Origin of the sequence: Neorhizobium sp. 2083 (assembly GCF_031455615.1) — a bacterium.
GTDB lineage: Bacteria > Pseudomonadota > Alphaproteobacteria > Rhizobiales > Rhizobiaceae > Neorhizobium.
Window position 1 is genome coordinate 58351 of record NZ_JAVDTC010000012.1, and the last position, 26276, is coordinate 84626.

A 26276-nucleotide genomic window follows, 5' to 3' on the forward strand; every position below is an offset into this window, starting at 1 on the left:
ACGGTCCATCCACGAAAGAGACAAGGACAATGTTGAACACCACTATCCGATCGATCCAGGAGCCCGCCCGGGCGACCCCCGTCACGGCGGAATATGACGTGCTCGTTATCGGCGGCGGACCGGCCGGCCTGACGTCGGCGCTCGCCGCCGCGGAAGACGGGCTGCGGGTGGGCCTAATCGAAAGCCGCAGCTTCGTCGGCGGCAACATGACGATCGGCCTCCCGGTCCTTGGCTTTCTCGGCCAAAAGGGCAACCAGATCATCGAGGGACTGCCGCAGAAATTCATCGACCGGCTGAAGGCCCGCGACGGTGCCAGCGAACACCGGCCGTGCCCGCTCCACATGGGCATCACGCTCGTCGAGCCGGAAGCGGTGAAGACCGTGGCGCTCGAAATGCTGACCGAAGCGGGCGTCGACGTGCTGTTCTACACCTTCTGCGCCGGCGTCGTGATGGATGGCGACATGATCCGCGGCGTCATCACCGAGAGCAAGACCGGCCGCGGCGCCATTCTCGGCAAGGTCGTCATCGACTGCACCGGTGATGCGGATGTCGCCTACCGCGCCGGCGTCCCTTGCGAAAAGGGCAACGAACATGGCGGCATGCAGCCGCCGACCCTGATGTTCTGCATCGCCGGCGTCGACACCGAAAAGCTGCGCCTCAGCATCGCCAACCAGCCGCCGCAGGCGCGCACCTATCTCACCGACTTCATCCCGGCGGAATATTTCGGCCAGAACCGCCAGTTCATCATCGTCGGCCTTCGCGAGCTGATCGCCAAGGCGCAGGACGAGATGGGGCTGAAGATCGCCAACGAACGCACCATCATCATCACCGGCCTGAAAGCCGGCGAGGTCTGGATCAACATGACCCGCGTCAAGGGCGTCGACGGCACCGATGCCGCGAGCCTGACCATGGGCGAGATCGAAGCCCGCAGCCAGATCGATGATATCGTCACCTACCTGATCAATTACGTCCCTGGCTTCGAGAAGGCCTATTTCACAAAGACGGCGCCCTTCCTCGGCATCCGCGAGACCCGCCGCATCGTCGGCGAATATGTGATGAACCAGGAGGACGTGCTCGGCTGCCGTCATTTCGACGACTCGATTGCGGTGGCCAGCTATCCGATCGACATCCACCGGCCCGCCGATGACGGCTGCACCCTGATCTGGTGCGGCGATTGTTACGACATTCCCTATCGCTCGCTGATCCCGACCAAGGTCAGCAACCTGATTGTTGCCGGCCGGGCGATCTCCACCACCCATGAGGCGATGGGCGCGATCCGCGTCATGGCGACCTGCATGGCGATGGGCGAGGCGGCGGGACGCGCGGCGAAGATCTCGGTGCGCAGCAACCGCGCGCCGGCCGATATCGACGTCAAGGAACTTCGCCGCCAGCTGATCGCCAAGGGCGCCTATCTGCGTGTCAAGGACAGCACCGAGCGCGCAAGGGAACTGGAAGACGCCTGATCGCGGACTGCCGGCCCGGCGGCGCACGCTGCGGGGCCGGCATCGTTTTGAACCGTTTGTTTGCCCATAGGCGGACCGTGGGCGACGGGCGCGGCGTGAAGGCCTATCGGCCCCGGTGCCGCGCCCCGAAGATTTCAAGAAAGTGAGGAAGCATGGCAAGTTTGCGTCTGGCCGGGCTCAAGAAGAGTTTTGGCGCGGTGGATATCATCAAGGGCGTCGATCTTGAGATCAAGGGCGGCGAGTTCGTGGTGTTTGTCGGACCTTCCGGCTGCGGCAAGTCCACGCTGCTGCGGATGATCGCGGGGCTCGAAGATATATCAGGCGGCGAACTCCATATCGGCGACCGGCTCTGCAACGAGGTCGAACCGCGCGAGCGCGGAATCGCCATGGTATTCCAGTCCTATGCGCTTTATCCGCATATGACCGTCTATGAGAACATGGGCTTCGGCCTTTCCCTCAACAAGACACCGAAACCCGAGCTCGACGCGCGGGTGCGCGAGGCGGCCCGCATCCTGAAGATGGAACACCTACTCGACCGCAAGCCGAGCCAGCTCTCCGGCGGTCAGCGCCAGCGCGTCGCGATCGGCCGGGCGATCGTGCGCAAGCCCGGCGTCTTCCTGTTCGACGAGCCGCTCTCCAACCTCGATGCCGCCCTTCGCGTCGACATGCGCATGGAGCTCGCCAAGCTGCATCGCGATCTCGGCGCGACGATGATCTACGTCACCCACGACCAGATCGAGGCGATGACGTTGGCCGACAAGATCGTCGTTCTCGACGGCGGCCTGGTGCAGCAGGTCGGCTCTCCGATGGAACTCTACAAGAACCCGGCAAACAAGTTCGTCGCAGGCTTCATTGGCGCGCCGAAGATGAATTTCTTAGCCGTGAAGGTGCAGTCCGTCGCCGGCGACACCGCAACTGTCGCTTCCGGTTCGATGTCCCCGATCCCGGTCCGCGGAAAAGGTTTTGCGATCGGCGATCAGGCGTGGCTCGGCATCAGGCCGCAATTTCTGAAACCGGGACAGCCGGCGGCCGGCGAAGGAGGCCTTCGCGGGCGCATTGCACTGGTCGAGCGCCTGGGAACCGAGACGATCATTGCGGTCGACACCGCCGAAAACGAGAGAGTGGTGGCAGCAATTCCGATCGATGTGGAACTGGCGTTCGGCGATGCGGCGGAGTTCCAGTTCAACCCGGGCGCGGCCCATCTCTTTCGCTGATCGCGGCACTGACCGAGCCGGTCCCCGGCGGTCGGCTCCGACGTGGCCCATATTGCTTGTTATACTATCGAAGTAAGGAATGACATGAGACAGGATCTTTCTGGAAAGGTTGCCGCAGTCACCGGTGCTGCCTCAGGCATCGGCCTCGAATGCGCCCGAGCCCTGTTGGCCGAAGGTGTCAGCGTCGCCCTTGTCGACAGGGCCTGCGACACGCTCGAAACGCTGTGCTCGCAACTGGGACCGAACGCCCTTCCGCTGGCGATCGACCTGACCGATGCCTCAAGCGTCGCGACGATGATGCCGCGCATCCTCGACAGGTTCGGCAGGCTCGATATCTTCCACGCCAATGCCGGCGCCTATATCGGCGGCGAGGTCGCGGAGGGCGATCCGGACGCCTGGGACCGGATGCTCAACCTCAACATCAACGCCGCCTTCCGCTCCGTCCAGGCCGTGCTGCCGCATATGGTGGAGCGCAAAACCGGCGATATCATCATGACCAGCTCGATTGCCGGCCTCGTGCCGGTCGTCTGGGAACCGATCTACACGGCCTCGAAACATGCGGTGCAGGCTTTCGTTCACACCGTGCGTCGCCAGGTTGCCAAACACGGCATCCGCGTCGGCGCGGTCGCCCCCGGGCCTGTTATCACCGCGCTGATCAGCGATTGGCCGCAAGCGAAACTCGACGAGGCGATCGCGGCCGGCGGATTGATGGAAGCGACCGAGGTCGCCGAAGCCGTGATGTTCATGTTATCGAGACCCCGCAACATCACCATCCGCGATCTCGTCATTCTGCCTCTCAGCACGGATCTCTGACCATGAACCGGTTCTTTGTCGGCATCGATGTGGGAACAGGCAGCGCCCGGGCCGGCGTGTTCGATGAAGCCGGCACCCTGCTGGCATCCGCCAAGCGCCCGATCACCATCTGGCACGAGCCCGGCCATGTCGTCGAGCAGTCCAGTCGGCAGATATGGCAGGCGGTCTGCGACAGCGTCCGGGAGGCCGTCGCGTCCGCCGGCATCCAGCCGTCCGCGGTCGCGGGCCTCGGTTTCGATGCCACCTGTTCGCTGGTTGTCGTCACAGCCGACGGGAAGCCGGTCACGGTCAGCCCTTCGGGGGACGCGGATCGCAATATCATTGTCTGGATGGATCACCGTGCCGCCGGCGAGGCGGCCGAAATCAACTGCGGGCAACACGAAGTCCTGCGGTATGTCGGCGGCCGGATCTCGCCGGAGATGGAGACACCCAAGCTTCTCTGGCTGAAGCGCAACCTGCCGCAATCGTTTGTAGCAGCCGGACATTTTTTCGATCTCGCCGACTATCTGACGTGGCGGGCGACAGGATCGCTCAGCCGCTCGGCATGCACCGTCACTTGCAAATGGACCTACCTCGCCCACGAGAATCGCTGGGACGGGCAATATTTCAGGGCGATCGGCCTTGGAGAACTCGCCGATGAAGCTTTCAAGCGGATCGGGACCGACATCGTCGATCCGGGAACGCCACTTGCAAACGGCCTGACGGAGGAGGCGGCCGCCGATCTCGGTCTCAACCCGGGGACATCCGTTGGCGCCGGCCTGATCGACGCGCATGCGGGCGGCATCGGCACGCTCGGCGGAGAAGATGCCGAGGGCAAGGCAGATGTCCGCAACAGGCTTGCCTATATTTTCGGGACATCCGCCTGTTCCATGGCATCCAGCGACAAACCGGTTTTCGTTGACGGCGTGTGGGGCCCCTACTACTCGTCGATGGTCCCGGGATTGTGGTTGACGGAGGGCGGCCAGTCGGCAGCCGGCGCCGCCATCGACCATCTTGTCACCATGCATCCCGCCCATGCGGAAGCGCGAGCCAAAGCGGAGGCCGACGGCCTTTCCCTGATTGCTTGGCTGGACCGCGAGGCGACGAACCTCTACCCCGACCTGACGCGCGTCGCGGAACTCGCCGGCACCGTTCACGTCGTGCCGGAATTCATCGGCAACCGGTCCCCCTTTGCGGACCCGGATGCGCGAGCGGTTATTGCTGGCATCGGGCTTGATACAGATATTCCCAGCCTGATATCTCTCTATATCGCTGGACTCTGCGGCATCGGCTACGGCCTCAGGCAGCTTCTCGACAAGCTTTCGCAGAACGGTATCGCCCTCGGCATGATCATCGCCAGTGGCGGTGCCGCGCAAAGTTCCCTTGTGAGGCAGATACTGGCGGATACGACCAACCTGCCGGTCACCGTTGCGGAAACCGAGGAACCGGTCCTGCTGGGCACCGCGATGCTTGGGGCAACGGCCGCGGGCAGATATGGATCATTACAGGAAGCCATGGGAGCCATGTCTCGCCTCTCGACGCTCTATAGGCCAGCGGGAGGCCAGGTTCGAGAGATCCACGATCACCGGTACCTCGCTTTTGGCAGGCTGCAGGAGGTGGAAAGGCAGATACGGTCCGGTCGCCGAACTGCATCTTCCTGATACGTCCTCCGAAGCGGCCTCTCTCCAAGATTGATCAATCTCGCCCGCGCCTCGAACCTCGATTACTGACGTGCCGCCGATAAAGCTCTCGCTGGAGCTGACACTTGTTGTCATCGGGTAGCAATGAGGAACCCTTTGAAATACGCTTGGCGGCGAGGATGTTTTGAGGTGATCAAATGCTGCTCAAGCATGTTCAGGTGCTCGACCCTATCGAGCCGGAAGAAATGGAGATGCTGCAACGGGTCTTTGACCAGGTTTGCAACGTCCGTGGTTTTCGAAAGCAGACGCCCGAGGCAGTCGACGTCGCAAGGCTGATCATGAACCTCTACCAGCACGGTATCCGCCTGGAACGGCAATTGATAGCGATGGTCCTGTGATCCGGCTGTGCAAAGACCGCCGGACCACGGGCGATCTAGGGTGACCCACAGGGCGATTTGCGACTCGTGGATCTACTTTCGATAAGCGCTACTCGGTCGTTTCATAGCTGCGACAAGCCGTGCGGTTTGTGCCATCACATACCGGCCAAACCCTGAGTTCAGCTCTCGCTTTTGTCTTGGATCAGTCGGGCCCTGGAAAAGCCCGCTTCGGGCTCGTCCAGCGGTCCGTGGAAGCGGTAAGGGGCTTCTCGGAAACGTAAGGCGAGCCCGCGCCTCTGGTCACATCAGCTGAACTTGAAGAACCAGCACGTGAGAGGGGCCGCTCCGGTTGTACGATATACTTCCGTACCAATGCCTAACATGCGCAGGGCTGTCCCGCAGTCGGAACATGCAAACGTTCGGGTCAATGCAGGAAAAATTCGAGTAATGCCTTCGCGGTTTCCGTGGGATGCTCCTCCGGAAAGAAATGGCCGCCCGGCATATCGCGACCCACGACGTCGTTTGCAAATTGCCGCCACAACGTCAGTGCTCCTCCTTCGCCAGCATACCACGTCGCCAATGCACCGGTTCCGCTCCATAAAGCCATGAGAGGGCATTCAATCCGCCGCCCGGAGTTTTGGTCGTAAACGTCGTGCTGGCGGTCGATGCTTGCTGCAGCGCGATATTCCTCGCAGATCGCACGGGCGTGGTCTTCATGTCGGAGCCCGTCAATATAAGCTTGTCTGATTTCCGGCGGGAACGCCGCGGCGGACGTTCCCCAGCCCGCCAGCGCGCTGTCAATGATCGCCTCGGGTGCAGCCGTAATCAGTCTTTCTGGCAAGGGCGCCGTTTGCGCAAGAAGGCTCCAAGGCCAGAAGCTTAATGCGAAGCGAGCATCGGCTCGATCCCAGACGGCCGCAGTTGGGACGATATCGAGGACAGCAAGTTTTGAAACTTTCGCGGGATGATCAAGCGCCATGCGGTAAGCAACCCGTCCGCCACGGTCATGGCCGGCGACCATGAACTGGTTGAACCCGAGGTTTGTCATTACCTCGATCATCTCGGCGGCGATCGCTCGTTTTGAATAAGGAAAGTGATCGGGGGTAGACGGAGGACAAGCGCTGGCGCCGTATCCACGTAGATCGGCACAGACAACGGTAAACTTGAAGGCTAGCAGAGGGACAATGTCACGCCACATGAGATGGGTTTGAGGGAAGCCATGTAACAAGAGAACGGGCGGCCCACTTCCGGCAATTGTGGTAAATATGGATCCTGCCGATACGGATATTGCTTGTGCGCGACCATTGTTTGGCACGTCGATCCTCCTTGCAAGGCAATCGTCATCACCGCTCCGATGAACGAAGGGTGTAAACCGTGTCGAGCCAGTCCGGCGAGTGGCGGGACCTCGTTTCGTGTTGATGCCGTCATCGCGCGGACCTAACGCGTATGACCGATCTGCTTATTGAACGGCAGCCGGGCCGGCCCGGGAAGAGTGTCCGTTTTCCGTCAGCCTGGTCCATTCGCAAGCTTCCTATCTACCGATAATGAGTGAGGGTGCTGGCCCGTTCCCATTCTTCTATGAGGTTGGCGGCAGTGTCAGCGTTTGACCATACCTCAACGGCATCGCTGGTAAGCGGCCGAGGCGGTGGATGCTCACTCATCGCTTTTATGTCCAAGGCCGAAGCCCGTTGCGCCGGACTTGATGCTGAACCGATCCCCTCACATCGCCTTTCGTCGGGTAGACCTCTGGGAGGAGCTCTTCGGGCGAAGACCTAATTGACTTTCATTCGGGATCGGAAGCGTTTGACGCGAGCGAGGCTGCCGCAGGTTGCGTCTGAACACCACCTTCGTCGTCCGCTCTTGGAATGATCGATAAACAGCCATCCACAGTTGTCGCCGGTGCATTCACGCACAGCTCGCCGCCGATGGCGCGCTGTCAGAAGATCGCCGGCATACACGGCAAACAGCTGAGCCAGTTGCGGAAGATTGTCAAAAGGCAACATCCATATATAACCGGTTTCATTTCTTGTGAGGACCTGACGTGCCCGGCCGCGTCGCGCATGATCCTCCACCAGGCGCAGATCCGCGATGGGATAGGCCTCTCCGGCGTTCTCGGAGAGAAAGAGGCGATAGATGGATTCTCGTAGCTCGAGAGCGGCTGCCAGCGCCGCAGCTGCCTCATGTGGATCGTGTTCTGCCTGCCTGCGAAGACGGGCCGTCGCTTGCCGATCGACGAGGCCGAGCCGATCAGTAAGGATAAGCAAATCTTCGAATGACCGCAGGAGGTCCGGCCCCCAGCGGCCACGCCTGCTGTCGACGGTATTGACGAGGTCGAGGGCAGGGTGCCCCCCGCTCAGGCGCATGTCAGCTGTCGAATTGGCCATGCCTGGAACGACTCCTGGAGAGCGTAGTTGTAACGGTACAAATGATATTTAACCGTTACAATCACAAGGCAAAAAACATGTCTCCCCGCAATTTCCTGAAATTCGGCATATTATGCCTCGTATGGGGAATGACCTGGATTGCCGTGAAAGTTGGCATTGAACGGGTGCCCCCGATGCTCTTTGCCGCGACGCGATTTATGGCGGCGGGAGCCGTCTTGATGGCATTAGCGTGGGCAAGAGGACAAAGAACGGCCTTTGGAAAGGCGGATAAGGCACGCCTCCTCATCGTTAGCCTGCTGATGATCACGCTTTGCTACGGTCCACTGTTTTGGGGCATGCAGTTCGTGCCTTCCGGAACCGCAGCGGTTATCGAGATGTCGCTGACACCACTTGCGCTGCTCGCGTTTGGCGTTGCCTTGGGGGAGGAGCATTGGAATGGCCTTCGGGCCTTCGCGATGCTGCTTGGAGCTGGCGGCCTAGCCCTTCTGTTCGCGCCATCCATAGATCTGACTGGGCTTGAGAAAGGTTTGCCGATGATAGGGCTCGTGGCGATTGCCTGGGCAGCCATTTCCTCGGCTTGGGGATCTGTACTGGCAAAACCTCTGATATCAAGCTATGGCAGCGCGCGCCTTTCCGGTTTGACGACACTGATCGGCGGCAGCGTCTTGCTGATTGCCTCGCTGGCAATAGAGTCTCGCTCAACCCAAAGCCTTGTCACACCCTGGGCGTGGCAAGCGGTTGCGGGCTGGCTCTTTCTCGTCGTCTTCGGTTCGCTACTCGGCTACAGCATCTATATGCAGCTCCTGCGGGACACCGGCCCCGCAAAGGCAGGCAGCTTCGCTTTCGTGTCTCCTGCCATTGCAGTCCTGGTCGGTGTCGCCTTCGCGAACGAACCCGCCGAAACGCACCGATTTATAGGCATGGCGCTTATGGTGCTCGCTGCGGTGATCTGTCTCTCCGCCGACCGCCTGCCGCGGTTTTCAAATAAAAGTGCGGCGGGCGTTAGCCGTCACCGATGATCGCGGCGGGCCTCGCCACCGCGGTTGGCAGGCAGCTCGCTCGCGCCTACAGACCCGCGGGACGGAATAACATGTTATAGAGATACGCACCTCGTTGGGACGCGATGCGACTAGCTCAGCTTGACGGCCGAGATTGGTCGAATAGGGTCTTAAGAGCAGTTCCTTGAAACCGTCCGCCTGATCAACGACCGTCCCACGCGCCGTTTTCCAAGAGTGGGCGACGGTCAGCTCCGACCTGTGTCGATATCTTCTCCGCGATCAAAATCTGCATCACACGTTTACTCCGTTCATCCACGGAGTTCTTTCGTGCAGAGCAATGCCGTGAGGCATCATTTGTTGTAGATCGCCGCAACCGCGCTCCAAGAGAGACTTCAGCTGATCGCAAATCACTTGCCGGCGTCCAGGATGTTGGCTTGGGCAATATCCATGGGAGCGTCCAGCGTGCGGTGCTCAGTTCCAACCGCGGCGGTTCTGGCTGGCGGCGGCTAGTCATCCCATTCCGCGCGATAGGTGAGCTCGCCGGAAAATATAACGAAGTTCGTATCGTCCCGCACGCTGACCGTAAATGTCGCCGTCGTTTCGTCGGCCAACTCCTCCCTCGCAATTTCGGCTACAACTTTTGCCGTGTAGCTTCTAACTGCATCAGCAGACGGAAGATCGAGCCCCACGTCGTCTCGCTCGGTGCTCCCGCCGCTGGTGACATCAAAATAAAACCGCGGCATGCTTTAAACCCTGCAAAAACAAAAAACCTAATCCCGTGCTGTGAAAATCGTTCCGCAAGCGGCAGGTCCGCTTTCACCCCGGCGTCCGTGGCGTGGCGATACACTTTCGAGCCATAGGGGGTTCTTCTCACGGTGGCTTCAGATCGGCATCTGGGGCCGGACAGCCGCCCGCTTCGGAGCTGTTCTTGGTAACGGGTTAGGTGAGGAGGGGCTGCAAACTTCGATTGTGGTCTCAGTATTTGGTTGCACCTTCCTAAAAGTCGCAGCTCCGCGTCTTGTCGGAAGCGCTCGACATTACGGCCGTGGCCTGTGGAGTAAGACTTCGGTTACATCTGAGGGATCCGAATTCTAGTGGATCACCGCGATTTGAACTGGGCCTCAAACTATGTTGAGTCGCTTGACGTCCACGCGGATGATCGTGCGGTGGCCCCTGGGCTCTCCGCGGCGAACGTTGGGCCAACGGGGGCACGATCTGACCTGGCTGCATTGCTAATCTTGGAAAAGCAGACATTGCATCCGACATCTAGCTGATGCTCTACGCACTCAGCTCAAGTAATCTTTCGGAGGAGGATCTCGATTTCACGCGATACCGGGAGGGCGTCTGAACTCTCCAGCTGTATGCGGCTCCGGTATTTGGGGTCTTCTTGATACAAGGCAATTAACGCTGAAGCGACGTCCTTTGCGGCGTCATCAGATTTGTCCACTCCGTTCTCTTCGCACCAAGCGTCCAGAAACTTTTCGAGAACTTCCAAATCATCGGGCGTAATTGCTGCCTTAGACGGTGTCTCGGACTGCGGAAGCATTCTATCCTCGCCGTGGCCGGAAAAGTAAAGTTCCGCCCCTCTTGTACATCGCCCGAACAATAGCCGAGCTTGCTTGTGCCGGGCTGTTCGCCCTCGGTCACCAAGCACTAAGGCTTGCAAGCGGCGCCTTTGTTGTTTTTCCTTTGGAAACCACGACGGATGAGGTGAAAACCAAGCAAAAGCTGCAATATCGCAGCCCCGCAACATAACCACGCGTCTATGGCCCTCTCCAATGCACTGGGAAGAACGCGTCCCGTCTCCACGTTCCAATAACGGCGGCTATCGGCGGCCGAATGCTTATCGGATCATCCGTCGACATTGGATGCGGCGGTTAACCTTTAGGCTGAAGCAAGCCACGGGCGCTTGCTCAACAGGTCAACCAGGTCGGCAGAAGGTTGCGGTTTTCCGAAGAAATAGCCTTGGCCCTCCTCACAGGTCATCCCAGTCAGCAGTCGCCATTGCTGTTCCGTTTCAACACCTTCGGCGACGACGCTCAGGCCTAAACCTTCCGCGAGCCTTTTAACCGTCTGCACGATCGCAAGACTTTGTTGATCATTCGTCATCCTACCGATGAAGGACTGGTCGATTTTCAGTTTGTCGAGCGGGAAGCCTGTCATGTAGCTCAACGATGAATAGCCTGTACCAAAGTCATCAAGCGCAATCTTGATGCCCATCTTTCGAAGTTCCTTGATGGTTTCTAGGACCTGGCAGCTATGGTCCACCAACGCTGACTCGGTGATTTCCAGATGCAGTCGGGACGCAGGCAGTCCGGATGCGGCCAATGCCTGTTTAACGTCGGCAACCAGATCGGTCCGGATCAGTTGAATCGGAGCCACGTTGACTGCCACAGTAAGGACTCCGGGCCAGGTTACCGCTTCGAGGCAGACTTGCGCCAATACCCAACGCCCAAGCTCACATATGAAGCCATTGGACTCCGCGACAGGAATGAACGTGCCAGGGGATACCATGCCGTATTGCGGATGGTTCCAGCGCAATAGAGCTTCGGCACCTTGCAGTGCACCGGTGCGAAGCTCGACCTGAGGCTGGTACAATAGGAAGAACTCGCCATTCTCAAGGCTCTCGCGCATGGCATGTTCGAGTTCACGCGACCTGTGCTGCTGCTGAGCCGCAATCATGTCATAGGCACGCCATCCGCTGCCGGCTACAGTCTTGGCGGCATCAAGCGCATGTTCCGCATGTTCGATTGCGGGATAGGCCTCCTTGGCGACTGTAATGCTGGAGCAGATGCCGACCCGGGCGCTGACACGAATCTGGCGCTCAGCAAGCTCAAGCGGGAAGTCGAACAGGCTTAAGACAGCTTGCGCACAGTCTTCGTGACCCGAGAAAGCTGAAGCCACCGCACTGACCACAAATACGTCGCTGCCAAGGCGCCCGGTCGATGCAATCCTCCGGTCACTTTTGAGACGCTCAGCCACGGCCCGCAGCAGATCGTCGCCGACATCGCGGCCCATCGTGGCGTTGAGGACGCTGAACCTATGCAGACCGATGACGGCAACGTACACAGGCTGTTGGCAGTTACGAAGATGCTCCAAAAAGGCCCGCCGGTTCATTAGGCCCGTCAAGTCATCATGCTGCGACAGATATTGGAGCCGTTCTTCGTAGAGCTGCCGTGCCGTCATGTCCCTGATCATCATGCTTCCGACGAAGGTTGCCGCTTGGCTCCCCCCCGCTTCGTCAGGACGTTCAATCGGCGAAATCGTTATCGTTGCTTCCAGGTGCTTCACCGAACCGCCCAGCTCTATAGAGAACCGCCGGGCGGCGCTTTGGGCAACATCCGGCTCCCTTTCGTGGTTTGATGCCAGTTGGAGGACAAAGTCATGGAGCGAGCTGGGAATTGCCTTTGCCAGCATTTGCCCCTTATAGCCGGTGTCTCCGCAACCCAGCATCGATCTCGCTGATCCGCTCTCCTCGAAAATGATGAACCGATCGTTGAATGCCAGCACCGCATCGGTGCTGTCCGTCACAATCTTACGAAGGAGGCGGCGGATATTCCGCTGCTCCGCGTTGGCGACCTCGGCAAGAAACTGGGTGAAATCCACCTTTTCCGTCAACGTTAACACCAAAGCCATGCAAACGACTATCCAGCACGTTGCGGTATGTAGGACGAAGCCCTGGTCGCGCTGGAGGAGGAAGGCCGCAGCTTCTGTGCCGATGAGCAGGCTGAATGCCAGCAGGAAGGAAAGAGCCGCAGGTGCTGTACGCAAAGCAAGCGCCGCCGCAATCATTGCCGCGGCAACGGCGAGTTCCAACGGAAGCTGGAAGCTTTCCACCAGTATGCGTCCCTGGAGGATCGTTTCCGTCGCCAGGATGTGGATTAACGGGCCGGGCAATTGGCCGTAGACCGGTACTGGAAAGACGTCCTTGAGCTCAGTGGCATAGGCGCCGATGACCACCGACCGGCCTCTCAAGCTGCGGCTGTCGAAATCCGGTTTCAACACCGCGGCTAACGATATCGTAGGTACGGTGGCGGGTCGGATGGAATAATCGATTAGCTCGGTGCCGGCAGCCGGATCGGCCTTGCTGAGGACCGACGCCACGGATTGAATGAGACGCTCGTCCAAAAAGCCCCCGAGCTCGAAGCGTCGAACGGTCCCGTCTCTCTCCAGAGCCACGTTTGCGAATGCTAGCCAGCTGTTATCGGCGAAGGAACCCAGGGGCTGAGTCACAATGGCGGGCACTCCCCCACCCGCGGATTGGTGCTGCCTGAACACCGGAAGGATCACCCCTCCACCTGCGTCTCTCAATGCCGCGCTCAGCCGCGCGTCCTCGGTTGCTGTCGATGGCGTGCTGAAGTCGATGTCGAGAAACACATCGTCGACGCCGATCTGCGAAAGCTTGGTTAGGAGTTCGGCATAGGTGCTGCGCGGCCACGGCCATGTCCCGACATGGTCGAGCGTCTGCTTGTCGATCGCCAGATAAACGACGTTCCCTGAGGCGGAACGCGCGGCGGCTGAAAATCGCCAGTCGAGAAAAGCGTTATCAAGGCCCCTGATGACTGGTGATGCATTTCCGATCAAAGTTGCGAGAAGGATAGCGCCGATGATGAAAAGCCTGACGGCCCGCGATGCTGACGATCGGAAACGAAGCTGTCGCATTTGACAGGGTCTTTCGTCTAGTTGCCGTGGCCGGAGCCGTTGCCATTTCCATTCCCGCCACCGTTACCACTATTACCATGGCCGTTCCCGTTCCCCTCGTTCCCGGTACCATTTCCACCGCCGTTGCCGTTCCCATTTCCGTTGTTGCCCTGACCGTTTCCTCCAGCGCTTCCATTTCCGCCGCCGCTGTTACCGTGGCCGGTATCGTTGCCGTTTCCGTTGCCGTTGCCCTGACCGCTCCCATTCCCATTGCCATTTTCGCCATGACCATTTCTGTCACCATTCGAGCCATTTCGACCGGAATCGGAGGATGAGGCTTGGTTTCCATGGCCGTTGCTTCCGCTAGCACTGGCGCCAGGCGAGCCTTTTCCAGTGCTCGATCCAGGTGACGGGCCATTGGCCGAGGTCGTGGTGCTACTCTGCCTAGAAGAAGGCCCAACGACGCTGGTGCGCCCTACGGCAGGGACACGGGCAGAGGAAGGAGCAACGGTCGTTACGGCAGGCACCGATGCTATCCCCGACACTGTCATGCCTTTGTCCGTATCGACCGAGGCTTTCTGGCCCGGTCCTACACTGCTTCGTTGGCCAGTTTGGAAGGATGTGACTTGAACAAGTCCGCGGTTCACGGCGACCGCGGCGGTTTGTCTGGAGACCGAAACTCTAAAGTTGGTACCTTTTACTACAGCCGCGAGGAACGGCGTCTGGACAGTCGTGTGGGGCTGGTTGCGTTTTTCGATTTCCAGATCGAGCACGCCGACCTGCTGGACGATCTCGGTTTTGGTTTCGGTAGATCCGGCTGTAAAAATGCCGGCTAAACTGTTGGGCTGAAAAGTTACACTTTCTACTCCCCGTACCAACTGGACGCGCCCTTTCGGGCCCGTCTGAATCCAGGCATTGTTCGGAACGATGTCTCCGGTTCGCACAGGTTCCCAAGTCTTCCTGTCGACGGTGACGGTAACCTGCTGGCTCGCTCTCGCGACTTGCCAATCTCCTGGGGCGGCCCAGGCGGAAGCCGATAGGAATAGGCTGGCGGCCAAAGCTGCGAAGATCCGAAACATTCCTGCCTCCTCGTATATCAGGAGGACTTAATCATCAAAGTCCTTAAGTTCCTTTGAATCATTCCAGAAGAAGGTCGCATATGTGCAGAATGTGCAGGACCTCACCGGCATGGATGGGCGGGCCGGGACGTCGCGCCCTCATGCGTTCGGCACTACCCGCTCACGACCTTGCATCCCGGAAACCCTTCCGCTGTAGGGCGCGCAACCCAAGTGTTTTCCACTCTAGGCTATCACCGATGATAATCGCGGCAGATCAAAAGAAACCAGAGTTTTTCAACCGGTTTCCGGGGCTCTCGCGTGCATCACGTCCCACATCCTCTCTCGCCTCAGGCTGCGGAACTTCCCGCGGGGATGGTTGTTCTGCACCGCCCGAAATAGGAGAAACAAAAGAAATGACCCATCTGCCGCGCGCTCTTTTTGCGACAGGGCTTAAGAATGCTCATGCTATGGAAAACCAGGCAATTTCGATCATGAAGCCGCAGCTTCGTCGGATCGAGTTCTATCCGGAAGTAACCGAAAAGCTGGAGGAGCATATTCGCGAGACGGAAGGCCAAATAGCCCGCCTTGAGGGCGTGCTGAAGGAATTGGAGGAAGATCATTCCACGCTGAAGGATGCAGCCCTTTCCTTTAGCGGCTCCGTCGCGGCTTTGGGACATATTTTCGCGGAAGACGAGATCGTCAAGAACGCGATGGCCAATTTTGCCTTCGAGAATTTTGAAATCGCCGCCTACAAATCTCTCATCACGCTCGCGGAATATGCTGAACTGCCGGCGCTTGCCACGCCGCTTAGGGCCAATCTCGAAGAAGAACTGGCAATGGCCCGGTGGCTGGAGGACAATCTTCCAGCGCTCACGACAAAATTCGCGGCACTTCAGCAACATGGCGCCAACGCGAAGGTCTAGGCCGCGTTCATCCCCTTCGGCCCTGCTCGATCTCGGTATAGGCCTCTTCGTCACGAAACGCGCGCGTGCCGAGTGGTGATATCGTCACCGGGCAAGGTGTCGATTTCTTGAAATCGGGCCTCCAGCCCGCCGGCACGATCCGGGCGTCTCGGGCCGTTCTTGCGGCCACATCTTCGAAGCAATCGGTCACTCCGACGGCGGGATCGCCGAGCTTGCTGTAAGGCAAATCCGAAGAGGAAACCAGCCCAACGATCCCAACCTACAGAACACGGATGGATAACGAATGTTTCCGGCGGTTTGGAAGCGTACGAAATGACGAGAACAGAAGCCCAGACGGGAACCCTGGCCGTATCAGCCGGTTTGGACCTGTATGTGGCATCAAGCCATGATCAAAGAGAGGAAACACATCGTGCTAAAATTACTTACGGTGGGCGCTCTTGCGCTCGGCCTCGCCACCTCAGCCTTCGCTCAAGGAGCTGGCAGCGGTTCTGGCTCTAGCGGCTCGGGTTCGACCGGTACGGCTGGCTCCGGCACGTCGACGGGCACAACGGGCACAACGGGCGCCGGTGCCGCCGGCTCCGGAACGTCGGGTACCTCGGCTACAGGGGCAACCAACGCTCAAGGCGCGGGCACGGCCGGAAGCTCCAATTCCAATTGCGGCAAGAGCCCGACTGTTGCAGGGGCGAATGGCAACAATGCTTCCACGTCCAGCGCAAACAGCCCCGTGAACCAAGCCAACTCCTGCTGATCGCGTCATGTCTCCGAACCTGTGCCCCGCGGGTTAAAACCGCGGGGCTTTCTATGTTTACCCTACACGAGCCCAATCATCCGCATGTTTGGAGCATGGGATTCCAACAGTCGCAAACGGGAAGATGCCACCGGCGGGGAAGAACCTAAGGAGTTTGGCCTCCCATGATTTGTCTACCTCCTCACCGCTCCGGGGGACGATCGCCCCTTATGTTTTTCTCGAATCTGCATTCCACTTTAAGGCTCTGGCCACACTAACGATGGCAAAGGTGCCGGAGACGAGCCTGAGGGTGATGCATCATGAATCAAATACCGCCTCTGGACGGACGCTGGCTGGCCTTGGGCGCGTCTTCCGCGTCTACGACGCAGGAAGAGTACGCTTTGGCCGGTAGGCTCAGGATTAATTCTCTTGGCAGTTGGCCTGCGGCTGAGGCTCGGCTTGCGAACCAGGCGTTTTCGGCCTTTGCGCCGTGGTGCCAGGAAGGGTCTGGCAAGGTCGGTTCCCGTTCGCCCTATTGGGAGCGCTCGGATCCGCGCGCGGGATGGCTTCCGTGCCGACAGGGCCGCCGCCATGAGTGTCTTGCGATGGTGCGGTATCCATAGTGGAGTTCCCGCCACTCGTTGTCGACTGCGACAGAACGGGTGAGGTCATCGTCGCGAGAAGTGCGATTGCTACAAGGTATTGGCGAAACATGCGGCTCTCTCCGTTGATCATCGCCGAACCTCGTTAGTCACGCATAGTTCCGCAATGAAAATGTCTTCAACGGCCTGGGAAATCCGTTCCATTTATTGCTATTTTTTCCCCGACCCGGATTCTCATTCTTTGGCCCCAGTGCCGAATAGCTTTAGCAGCCCTCTCTTCGAAGCCAACGAGCGACGACCGCACGAGACCGAAATTTAATAATGCCGCATGCGCGACACTAAGAGCACGCAGTGATGGGAAATAACCGCACTAGCCGTCGCGCAGACGAAGCTTATTTCCGGATAACCCGTCGCGGATTGGCACGTTGAAAGGGGGTCGCGAGGGAGTGTTCGAGAGGGAATCGAACCATGAGGGGACGGGGGCTTCACCCTCGCGACATCATAAAAATGCCTTACGCTCCAGTTGGTTCCGCGATGAGAGCCTGCCTGGAACGGAGGTGGAGGACGATCAGGCGTCGCGGATGGATGCCAGGCATGATAGAGCGTCCGCGGTGATCCAAGGCCCGCAATTATCGAATCGACTCTGCGCCTTCACAAAAGACGAAAACTCAAATCATACTTCCTTCAGAGGGGGTCGCGCGATCCAGAGGCACCGCCGATTCAGCTCCCCGACTAAATAATCACCGGTGCTGAAAAGCTGTCGGCGAAAGATTGAGGAACCTCTTCAACATCTCGGGCTCTTTGAAGCCCTTTCTATAAAGCTCGAGCGCGGCTAATGATATTGCCTCGCGGTTCGGGGCCTTACCGAAAGCATCGCGAGAAGCGCATACATCGTCCAGCACTTGCCGAAGAAGGCGCAGATCGGCTTCTCTAAGAATCAGCATATCTTCTCCCCCAGTTATCACGTGCTTCAACGTCTTGTACGGCTTCTTGCTCCCCACTGCGAACATCCGAGAGATAGGTAATTAACAGCAGGTAAGCCCAAAAACCGACTTTTTAGGCTTTCCTCATGCAGTACGCGTGCAGCTAGAACTTGATGACGACCGCGGCCGCGACGCGGGCGGCCCAGGTACGAGATGGCCGCAGCATCTGTGGTCTATAGGTACAACGCCCGTGCCATGCTAAGGCATCATGATCAGTGTGTTCCAACCCCGTCATCCTTGGAGGTGGGGTTAAAGTGGGGCGGTGCTGACGCGACGGCGGTTACATCTCTCCAGCTCCGGTGACCGTCCTTAGACCTGAACCAGAGTGATGTCGACTGATGCGCCGTTCTCCGAACTGGGTATTGAGCAGGTCAACCGAGTCGTCCGCCGCCTCCATTTCGCAAGCGTTGAGGATCGCGCCGTTCACGACCGCCGGCTGGCCAGTCATGACGTTATAGACGGTCCACTAGCCGGATTCATCTTCATTCTCCCGCCTGCCGTAACGAACTCAGACTTTCGCGGGCTCAATGTAGTGTTTCCTCATCGGACGAAATCATCGCATATCTCATGAAATCGGGCGAGTGGTGGAATTCCAGAAGAGCCCGGCACAGGCCCCGTGTGATCACTGCGCCGGGCATCGCGCGCGTAGATATGAGAGTATCCATCTACGCGACGCGCGGCCGGTATGGCCTCCGGAATCGACGACCGCAAGCTGATCAACTGGGGCGAATTGGCGCATGGAGGAAGGTCGCTACTCGCGATGCCTCCAATTAAAGGTCGCAAGTCAATCCTGTCGTCACTGCGCGCAAATAAATGCGTCCACACGCTGCATCACTTCAAAACAAGAATCCACCTTAGGCGAGATTAAGCCTGGAATATTCGAACCAGAAGAAAGTATGCATGTCTATTCGACGCGTTCGCAGAGTTCCATCGGGTTCAGCATCGCCTTAAGTTGATCCGGATCCTTGATGCCGAACAGATACCAATTCACCAAATCTGCCGCGATTTGTTCAGCGTCCGGATGTTTGATCGAAATATTCTCGGCGTTGCAGACCTCTTCAAGAACGCGGCGCAAAAGCGACAAATCCCTCGGCTCTAGCGAGTCATTCGATGAAAAATACATTGCGCGGATCCCAGTTTCCACGAGACTCTTCTACCGGGTCGCTATCAAAAACAAACTACGATTTTTCATATAAGAATTTTCTGATTAACCGATATACCCGGGTTCACGACCCATCTACGAAACCGACACAAATGAAGGAACGCGCTCGGACATCGTGAAGGTGAGTGCGATTGAGTTGATCCGTCGCGAAGCGACCCGCACAGCCTGCGAGTGCCGGGTCGCGTCACCTTCAATTGCAAAGAGGTGACCCGATAAGGTGTCCCGAAATCAGGAAGGTGCCGCGATCAGAGTGACGAGCGATGCGGCCACGCTGTTGCCCACGAGATACAGATATAAAATGGGTAGCGGGGATTGTTCAACAGGATGACCTACCTATTCCTCATAACCGGGTCGGCGATGCCGGCAAGCGTCAGGCCGTCGCCAGGGGGCACGCGCTCGGCGGTGTTGATGGCAAAGGCCAGCATGTTCATGGCTGTTTTCCTTGATGAGCGGGATCGTGTTTGCGTGGGCCGGGGAAGAATGCATTGACGCGGCGCTGGAGTGCGCGGAACTTGTCGCCGCGCGAACGCAGCATATGCTCTTCGAGCGGCGGAATACCCGAAACATGCACCAGGAGTGCATACATCAGGATCGGCGCCAGAAGCGACAGCCAGGTCCAGAGCGGCGAGCTGATCGCGAGGAGCGGCCAGCAGCACCAGAAAAGGCATTCGAAAAAGTAATTTGGGTGACGGGAATAGCGCCAGAGACCCGCCTCGCAAATCTCGGTCTTTGCCTGCGGTGTCCGTCGGAATTTAGCAAGCTGGGCGTCGGAGACCGTCTCACCTGCAAGCGCTGCGATCGCCACTGCCAGCCCGAGCAGATCGGCGGGACGAGGGAATGGACTGGCGTTAATTCCCGCGAGATGGATGACCAGCACAAGTACGAATGCTGCGAGCGCCTGGATCTGGAGGAAGATGAAAAGGCGCCATGAGGCGTTGCCGCCCCAGTCTTCGATAAGTTTCGCATATCGCGGATCTTCGCCGCCGCCTCTTGTCCGCCAGCCGATATGGCCACCCAGCCGGAGCGCCCAGGCTGCAATCATGAGCACGGCAGCGGTGCGTCGGCCGGTGTCGCCATTTGCAAGAAGTGCTGCCAGTATGCCGCCGATGCCGACCGCTACGGACCAGATCGTGTCGATCCAGCCGCTGAGGCCCGTCGTGCGCTGTATCGCCCACGCGATGGCCATGGCGATTGACAGCAAAATCGCGAAAGCGATGATCGGGAGAATATCCATATCCGTCCTCGCAAATGTCGTGGTTCACCAAGAGCTTCATCGCCCAAGTACGGCGGCCGACCCGATCGAGTTTCGCGATCGTGGAAAAAACATCGGGAATATTTCCCTGATTTGAAACTCTTCTCCTTCGCCTCCCGTAACTGTCGCGCGTGGCTGGACATGCCGACGTTGAAACGAGGAAATTGCATGGGATATCGAGAGCGTACCGCCGGAGGCAGGCGTCTGAATATCGCGGTCGTCGGTAGCGGGATTTCGGGTCTGGCGGCCGCATGGCTTCTGTCGGAACGCCACGACGTTACCGTTTTCGAGGCGGCGGGTCGCATCGGCGGCCACAGCAACACCGTCGAGTTTCAGAGCGAACAAGGAGCGGTTGCGGTGGATACCGGCTTCATCGTCTACAATGAAGTCACCTATCCCAACTTGACAGCGCTCTTTCGCACCCTGGATGTGCAGACGGCAGCATCCAGCATGTCCTTTGCAGTTTCGCTGAATGACGGGGTCTTCGAATACTCGGGAGGGACCGGTTTCGGTCTTTTCGCCCAGCGGTCCAACATGGTGCGGCCGCGGTTCTGGAGGATGATGTGCGATCTTCTGCGGTTTTACCGCAGGGCACCGCGTGACCTTGCCATCATGGATGGTATCTCGCTGGAGGACTACTTGAACCGCAATGGGTATGGCCGCGCGTTTCGCGACGATCACCTTTACCCGATGGCGGCGGCGATCTGGTCGACGCCGACCATGCAGGTTGGGGCATATCCAGCGGCAGGCTTCGTGAAATTCTGCTGCAACCACGGACTTCTGGAGCTTTGGGACCGTCCTGTCTGGCGCACTGTCAAGGGCGGCAGCCGCGAATATGTGGCGAGGATGACGCGCCGCTTCGTCGATCGGATCCGCCTGTCGACGCCCGTCGCAACCATCTGCCGCCGGCCCGGACAGGTGGCGATCCGCGACCGTTATGGGGCAGAGCATATGTTCGACGATGTGGTGATCGCCACGCACGCAGACCAGGCATTGCGGATGCTCGACGATGCGACGAGCGACGAACGGCGCATTCTTGGCGCCTTCCGCTATTCCCGCAACGAAGCCGTACTGCATGGCGATACAAGACTGATGCCGAAGCGTCGTGCGGCCTGGTCAAGCTGGAATTATGTGGCGGAGAGGGGGGAGGTGTCCGCGCAGCCTTCGATCACCTACTGGATGAACCGGCTGCAGCCATTGGGGCACGCCCCACCGACCTTCGTGACGCTCAATCCTCGATACGCTCCCCGCGAGGAGACCATCATCCGCCGCGAGGTTTACGAACACCCAGTGTTTGATCTCGGGACGGACCGGGCCCAGCAGGAGATCTGGTCCCTGCAGGGCGTACGCAATACATGGTTTTGTGGCGCATATTTCGGTTCCGGCTTCCACGAGGACGGAATACAGGCCGGCCTCGCGGTCGCGGAGGATCTTGGGGGCGTGCGGCGGCCATGGCAGGTGCCGAAGGAAAGCGCCCGTATTGTGCGTCAGCCGCTGAAATGGCCTGTCGGTCTGCCTGTGGATGTCGTCGCATGAGCGAAAGACTCAATTCCGCGCTGTTTCCCGGCCATGTCATGCATGCCCGCCTGAAGCCAAAGCAGCACAGGCTGGCCTACCGCATCTATTCGATACTGATCGACATCGACGAATTCGACACGCTGGATCGGCGGCTGCGTCTTTTCTCGGTCGATCGCTTCAATCTGTTTTCCTTCTGCACAAGGGATCGAGGAGACCGCTCAGGCTCTAACCTGCGCATCCAGGTGGAGCAGACGATGCGGGCAGCCGGGATCGCGCCCGACGGCGGCGCCATCCGTCTCCTGACGATGCCGCGGCTCCTCGGCTGGGCCTTCAACCCGCTCAGCGTGTTCTTCTGCTATCGGCACGACGGCGCCATCCAGGCCATTCTGTGGGAGGTGGACAATACCTTCGGCGGACGACATGGCTACATGATCCCGGCTGAAATCGGATCTGGGGGCGAGATTGTCCAAGAATGCGACAAGGTATTCTACGTCTCGCCCTTCATGGATATGGATCTCCGCTATGCGTTTCGGGTGTCACCGCCGGCCGATAATCTGTCGATCCTTATCGACGTGTTCGATGACCATGGTCTGGTGCTGACCGCCCGGCATCTCGCCAAGCGGGTCGAGCTGACAGACCTAGTATTGCTCGGCGCCTTCATCGCCATTCCGTTCCTGACAATCAAAGTCGTTTTAGGCATCCATTGGGAAGCATTGAAGATGTGGCTCAAAGGGTTCCGGCTGAGGCCGTCCCCGCCCGTCAGATCGGCTTCCATCGTCCACTCAACGGTCGCGGAGCCGTCAAAAGGCAAGGGTCAAGCCATATGAGTTCAATTGACGAAACCCCTCGCGGGTCTCTCTTTCCTTCGAGAGCGACCGGACAACTTGGCTGGGCCAGGAAGGCGATGGACAGGCTGCTTTGCGATATCCGCTACGGTCGCCTGAGGATCTCCCTGCCCTCCGGGCACATCATTGAAAAGCGCGGCACGCAACCGGGTCCGGAAGCCGATATCGTCATCTACAAATGGCGGATGCTGCGCCGGGTGATCATTGCCGGCGATATTGGCTTTGCCGAAGGTTTCATCAGGGGCGAATGGACAAGCACGGATCTGACGGCGGTCATCCGCTTCGCGGCCAGAAACAGTGATGCGTTGACGTCGGCAATCAAGGGCAGCCTCCCGATACGGCTGCTGAACCGGCTTCAGCATGCGTTGCGCGCCAACACGAAACGCGGAAGCCGGCGCAATATCGAAGCGCATTACGACCTTGGCAACGACTTCTACAAGGAGTGGCTGGCCCCATCGATGCTCTATTCGTCGGCAATATTCGAAGAGGATAAGCAGACGCTCGAGGCCGCCCAAACGAAGCGTTTGGACCTGATCCGGGAGAAGCTCATGCTTGCTGGCGGCGAAACCGTGCTGGAAATCGGCTGCGGCTGGGGAGCGTTGGCCGTCGATCTCGCCACCAAGTCCGATGCGAGGGTAACCGGCATCACGCTCTCGCCTTCTCAACTCGCCTGGGCCCTCAACACGGCGGCGGAGGCCGGCAAGGCGAGCAATGTCGATCTGCGTCTTCAGGACTATCGCGATACCGACGGCTGCTACGATCGTATCGTGTCGATCGAGATGTTCGAGGCGGTCGGCGAGGCGTATTGGCCGAGCTATTTCCAAACGCTGAAGCGTTGCCTGAAGAACGACGGCCGCGCGCTACTCCAGATCATCACCATCGAGGAAGTGCGGTTCGAGGCCTATCGCGGCAGTATCGACTTCATTCAGAAATACGTTTTTCCCGGTGGTTTCCTGCCATCCGACACGGCGCTGCATGCAGCTGTGACTGCGGCTGGCCTGAAGCTGACCGCGGTAGAGCATTTCGGCAAATCCTATGCTCGCACACTTGCCGAATGGAGGGGGCGGTTTCACACCCGCTGGCCGGCAATCGCAGCGCAGGGCTTCGACGCGCGCTTTAAACGTCTCTGGCACTATTACCTTTGTTATTGCGAGGCAGGTTTCGAAGAGGGAACCATCAATGTCGGGTTTTACACGATCGAGCATGCATAAGATCGGCAGGGCGCGTGAAGGCCGATGCCTGTTGAGGGTGTCGGTTATAGCGGCCGCACTGGTGCCTGGATTCTGGGGCATGGCTCACGGAGCCGATCTCGGCGGCCAGTGGGCAAGGGGCGATGGAAAAGCAAGATTGAAAGTCACATCCTGTGGCTCCAACATCTGCGCCATCGATACCTGGATCAAGCCTGGCACGCCGCGCAAAAAGATCGGCGACAGGCTGGTGATGACCATCGCGCCCGCGAGAGCAGGCTCTTATTCGGGCACCGCCTTCGATCCTCAACGTAACACGACCTGTAAGATCACCGTGACGGTGAACGGTGACAGGGTGACGACGCGCGGGTGCATTCTGGCAGGTCTTTTGTGCAAGGGCATCGACTGGACCTGCATCGACTAAACGTACGAAGAGAAAAATCATGAAAATCTATCTCGTCGCCTATCTGGTAACGCTTATCGCATTCGTAGCGGTCGATTTCATTTGGCTGAGCAGTATGGCGGATCGTCTCTACCGGCCGACCATGGGGGACATGCTGGCGCCGAGTTTCAGGCTGGCTCCCGCAGTTGTTTTCTACCTGCTCTACGCCATGGGGCTGATGTTTCTGGCGGTACGTCCCGGGTTGACGTCGGGCTCGCTCGCCACGGCCATCCTCCAAGGAGCCGTCCTTGGCTTTACCGCTTATGCCACCTACGATCTTACCAACCAATCGACGCTTAAAAACTGGTCGACGACCCTGACTATCGCTGATCTTGTGTGGGGCACCTTTGTTTCCGCGATTGCGGCCGGCGCCGGGCAGTGGGTCACGGAGCGCCTGCTCGGACCAATTGCCGGCATCAGCAACTCCTGATGGCCCCCGTTCGAGGCTTGCCTCTATTCGCACCCGACGGACGTCGCCTCTTTTCAAACCTTCTCGAAGCTTGTTTTATTATAACCTCAAAATCTATAAAGGCGCGGCTGCGAGGTTCTTGTGGAATGGCGAACAGTGATATCGCGGGATTGATCAATCGCGTTGCGATGGGTGATCGCGGGGCATTTGCGATATTGTATCGGGATACAAGCGCGAAACTGTTTTCGATATGCCTACGGATCTTGAAGGACAAAGCTGAAGCCGAGGAAGTACTTCAGGAAGTCTACATCAAAATTTGGCAGCGATCTAAAACCTTCGCCGTTGGCGCGGGTCAGCCTTCGACATGGCTGGCCGCAATTGCCCGCAACCACGCCATCGATACGATCCGGGCCCGCAAGCCCGGCGCCGAGGCCATGGACGAAGCATACGATATTGCTGACGAAACCATTCCTGACCCTGAACGGCAGGCGGCGATAACTGACGAGCGCCGCCGGATCGAAAATTGCATGCGGGAACTGGATCAGGTCCATGCGCACGCAGTTCGGCGTGCCTATCTGGAGGGTTTAAGTTATCTCGAACTTTCCGACGAGTTGCGGGTTCCATTGAACACCGTGCGCACATGGCTGCGCCGCAGCCTGCTTAAACTTAGAGAATGCATGCAGCGATGACACCCGGCGAACAGAGCGACGGCAGCCATGCCCGGGACGAGGTCCTGGCCGGCGAATACGTGCTTGGCGTGCTGTCGTTAGAGGCCCGCCGTCAAGTGGAAGCACGCGTGGCATCCGACCGGACTTTCGCCGCCATCGTGGACAAGTGGCAGCTCGATCTTGAATCCTTGAACGACGACTATGAAGAGGTGGCGCCGGGAGTTGACGTCTTCGGGAAGATCGAGCAGCGCCTTTTTGGCCGCGCTGAATCATCCTATCCCACCCTTTGGAACTCCGCAGGCTTCTGGCGATGGCTGTCGGTCGGCATGTCGCTGATTGCAATTGCGGCGTTGGTCTATGCCTCAGGTATTATGGGACCGTCGACGGGCAGCACACCGCTACTCGCGGAACTGTCGGCGCCTGGTAACGCGGTCAACATGCTCGCCACCTATGATCCTGCAGGCGGCCGGATGCGGATCGTCCCTGTCGCGGCCGGAAAGCGGGACGAAAAGTCGCTTGAGCTCTGGCTTGTGCCAAGTCGCGGCAGCCCGCTTTCCCTCGGCGTATTCCCTGCGGGCACAAGTGGCGAACTTGTCATTCCGCCTGAGCTTCGCGAGGATCTCGCCGAGGGCGCAACGCTTGCCGTCACCCTCGAACCCTTCGGCGGCTCTCCCACCGGCCGCGCGACAGGTCCAATCGTCGCAAGCGGAATTGCCCACCGACCATAGGCCAACTTCGTCATGGGGTGGAAACCTCCCTCAGCAGTGCGATCAGCCTTGCTGCAAAGGCGATGCCGAACCCGGCTCGACGTCGAGCTTCGCTCTTGAAGCCAAGGTAGGAATAATCCACGTGGGGCCTTCCCCGCGCTCCCTCATGCATTCCGCGAATAGGAACCGACCGGGCCGGTTGCGGGTGAGGGCATACCCCGCTCCGGCAAAGCCCGTTCCGGTGGGGCCTTCGGAACCAACGCGGAAACACCGCGTTGTTTGCG

General features: G+C 59.1%; 23 protein-coding genes and 1 pseudogene. 15 read left to right on the forward strand and 9 right to left on the reverse strand.

Annotation, left to right across the window (positions count from 1 at the left end; all coding sequences use genetic code 11):
* Nucleotides 1-29 precede the first annotated feature (29 nt).
* The 5 genes from J2X76_RS29780 to J2X76_RS29800 all read left to right on the forward strand — a co-directional run bounded on the left by J2X76_RS29780 (nt 30) and on the right by J2X76_RS29800 (nt 5507).
* Nucleotides 30-1463 carry an FAD-dependent oxidoreductase gene (locus tag J2X76_RS29780; RefSeq protein WP_310221271.1) on the forward strand — a complete coding sequence of 478 codons (1434 nt, stop codon included), beginning with the start codon at nt 30-32 and terminating at the stop codon, nt 1461-1463.
* Between the two features lie 152 nt (nt 1464-1615).
* Nucleotides 1616-2677, forward strand: coding sequence for a sn-glycerol-3-phosphate ABC transporter ATP-binding protein UgpC (locus J2X76_RS29785; RefSeq protein ID WP_310221273.1), 1062 nt, complete (start codon nt 1616-1618; stop codon nt 2675-2677).
* Between the two features lie 84 nt (nt 2678-2761).
* The gene (locus J2X76_RS29790; protein WP_310221274.1) at nt 2762-3490 is read left to right on the forward strand and encodes an SDR family oxidoreductase; all 729 of its coding nucleotides are present in this window, start codon (nt 2762-2764) and stop codon (nt 3488-3490) included.
* Between the two features lie 2 nt (nt 3491-3492).
* Nucleotides 3493-5130: an FGGY-family carbohydrate kinase gene (locus J2X76_RS29795; protein ID WP_310221275.1), complete on the forward strand. Its 1638-nt coding sequence runs from the start codon at nt 3493-3495 to the stop codon at nt 5128-5130.
* 176 nt (nt 5131-5306) lie between these two features.
* On the forward strand, nt 5307-5507 hold the full coding sequence (locus J2X76_RS29800) for a hypothetical protein (protein WP_310221277.1): 201 nt from the start codon (nt 5307-5309) through the stop codon (nt 5505-5507).
* Between the two features lie 403 nt (nt 5508-5910).
* On the opposite strand, the gene J2X76_RS29805 is transcribed toward J2X76_RS29800, so the two are convergent.
* Together J2X76_RS29805 and J2X76_RS29810 are read right to left on the reverse strand one after the other, a co-directional pair.
* Nucleotides 5911-6801 carry an alpha/beta fold hydrolase gene (locus J2X76_RS29805; RefSeq protein ID WP_405030123.1) on the reverse strand — a complete coding sequence of 297 codons (891 nt, stop codon included), beginning with the start codon at nt 6799-6801 and terminating at the stop codon, nt 5911-5913.
* A gap of 457 nt (nt 6802-7258) precedes the next feature.
* Nucleotides 7259-7870 (reverse strand): CGNR zinc finger domain-containing protein, encoded by a 612-nt coding sequence (locus J2X76_RS29810; protein ID WP_310221279.1) that lies wholly within the window; start codon nt 7868-7870, stop codon nt 7259-7261.
* 77 nt (nt 7871-7947) lie between these two features.
* Here J2X76_RS29810 and J2X76_RS29815 point away from each other — a divergent pair, with 77 nt between their 5' ends.
* The gene (locus J2X76_RS29815; RefSeq protein ID WP_310221281.1) at nt 7948-8889 is read left to right on the forward strand and encodes an EamA family transporter; all 942 of its coding nucleotides are present in this window, start codon (nt 7948-7950) and stop codon (nt 8887-8889) included.
* A 485-nt stretch (nt 8890-9374) separates the two neighbouring features.
* Here the strand turns inward: J2X76_RS29815 and J2X76_RS29820 are convergent, their stop codons facing one another.
* From J2X76_RS29820 to J2X76_RS29830, 3 genes are all read right to left on the reverse strand, one after another.
* Nucleotides 9375-9611, reverse strand: coding sequence for a DUF6894 family protein (locus J2X76_RS29820; RefSeq protein ID WP_310221283.1), 237 nt, complete (start codon nt 9609-9611; stop codon nt 9375-9377).
* A gap of 548 nt (nt 9612-10159) precedes the next feature.
* The gene (locus J2X76_RS29825; protein WP_310221285.1) at nt 10160-10414 is read right to left on the reverse strand and encodes a hypothetical protein; all 255 of its coding nucleotides are present in this window, start codon (nt 10412-10414) and stop codon (nt 10160-10162) included.
* Nucleotides 10415-10752: 338 nt separating this feature from the next.
* On the reverse strand, nt 10753-13530 hold the full coding sequence (locus tag J2X76_RS29830) for an EAL domain-containing protein (RefSeq protein WP_310221287.1): 2778 nt from the start codon (nt 13528-13530) through the stop codon (nt 10753-10755).
* Between J2X76_RS29830 and J2X76_RS29835 the strand changes: the two genes are divergently transcribed.
* A complete protein-coding gene (locus tag J2X76_RS29835) occupies nt 13500-13844 on the forward strand; it encodes a hypothetical protein (RefSeq protein ID WP_310221369.1) in 345 nt (114 codons plus the stop codon). The two genes, J2X76_RS29830 and J2X76_RS29835, sit on opposite strands and share 31 nt — an antisense overlap.
* Before the next feature lie 354 nt (nt 13845-14198).
* Here J2X76_RS29835 and J2X76_RS29840 read toward each other — a convergent pair.
* Nucleotides 14199-14588 (reverse strand): annotated as a pseudogene (locus J2X76_RS29840) (hypothetical protein); the annotation flags it as partial.
* 392 nt (nt 14589-14980) lie between these two features.
* On the opposite strand from J2X76_RS29840, the gene J2X76_RS29845 reads away from it, so the two are divergent.
* Nucleotides 14981-15490 carry a ferritin-like domain-containing protein gene (locus tag J2X76_RS29845; RefSeq protein WP_310221289.1) on the forward strand — a complete coding sequence of 170 codons (510 nt, stop codon included), beginning with the start codon at nt 14981-14983 and terminating at the stop codon, nt 15488-15490.
* Nucleotides 15491-17559: 2069 nt separating this feature from the next.
* Here J2X76_RS29845 and J2X76_RS29850 read toward each other — a convergent pair.
* The 3 genes from J2X76_RS29850 to J2X76_RS29860 form a co-directional block, all read right to left on the reverse strand.
* Entirely contained in the window at nt 17560-17763 is a 204-nt protein-coding gene (locus J2X76_RS29850) for a hypothetical protein (protein WP_310221291.1), read from the reverse strand.
* A 943-nt stretch (nt 17764-18706) separates the two neighbouring features.
* A complete protein-coding gene (locus J2X76_RS29855; protein WP_310221292.1) occupies nt 18707-18946 on the reverse strand; it encodes a hypothetical protein in 240 nt (79 codons plus the stop codon).
* A 445-nt stretch (nt 18947-19391) separates the two neighbouring features.
* A complete protein-coding gene (locus J2X76_RS29860; RefSeq protein WP_310221293.1) occupies nt 19392-20198 on the reverse strand; it encodes a DUF1295 domain-containing protein in 807 nt (268 codons plus the stop codon).
* A gap of 186 nt (nt 20199-20384) precedes the next feature.
* Here J2X76_RS29860 and J2X76_RS29865 point away from each other — a divergent pair, with 186 nt between their 5' ends.
* The 7 genes from J2X76_RS29865 to J2X76_RS29895 all read left to right on the forward strand — a co-directional run bounded on the left by J2X76_RS29865 (nt 20385) and on the right by J2X76_RS29895 (nt 26013).
* Nucleotides 20385-21752 (forward strand): NAD(P)/FAD-dependent oxidoreductase, encoded by a 1368-nt coding sequence (locus J2X76_RS29865; RefSeq protein ID WP_310221363.1) that lies wholly within the window; start codon nt 20385-20387, stop codon nt 21750-21752.
* Entirely contained in the window at nt 21749-22561 is an 813-nt protein-coding gene (locus tag J2X76_RS29870; protein WP_310221365.1) for a DUF1365 domain-containing protein, read from the forward strand. Before J2X76_RS29865 ends, J2X76_RS29870 begins: the two co-directional genes overlap by 4 nt.
* Entirely contained in the window at nt 22558-23790 is a 1233-nt protein-coding gene (locus J2X76_RS29875; protein ID WP_405030124.1) for a class I SAM-dependent methyltransferase, read from the forward strand. Before J2X76_RS29870 ends, J2X76_RS29875 begins: the two co-directional genes overlap by 4 nt.
* Nucleotides 23783-24190: a DUF2147 domain-containing protein gene (locus tag J2X76_RS29880; protein ID WP_310221297.1), complete on the forward strand. Its 408-nt coding sequence runs from the start codon at nt 23783-23785 to the stop codon at nt 24188-24190. Before J2X76_RS29875 ends, J2X76_RS29880 begins: the two co-directional genes overlap by 8 nt.
* A 19-nt stretch (nt 24191-24209) precedes the next feature.
* Nucleotides 24210-24638, forward strand: a complete 429-nt coding sequence (locus J2X76_RS29885; protein ID WP_310221299.1) for a DUF2177 family protein — start codon at nt 24210-24212, stop codon at nt 24636-24638.
* A 125-nt stretch (nt 24639-24763) separates the two neighbouring features.
* A complete protein-coding gene (locus J2X76_RS29890) occupies nt 24764-25306 on the forward strand; it encodes a sigma-70 family RNA polymerase sigma factor (protein WP_310221301.1) in 543 nt (180 codons plus the stop codon).
* The gene (locus J2X76_RS29895) at nt 25303-26013 is read left to right on the forward strand and encodes an anti-sigma factor domain-containing protein (protein ID WP_310221302.1); all 711 of its coding nucleotides are present in this window, start codon (nt 25303-25305) and stop codon (nt 26011-26013) included. The genes J2X76_RS29890 and J2X76_RS29895 overlap by 4 nt, the downstream gene beginning before the upstream one ends.
* Nucleotides 26014-26276: the final 263 nt, after the last annotated feature.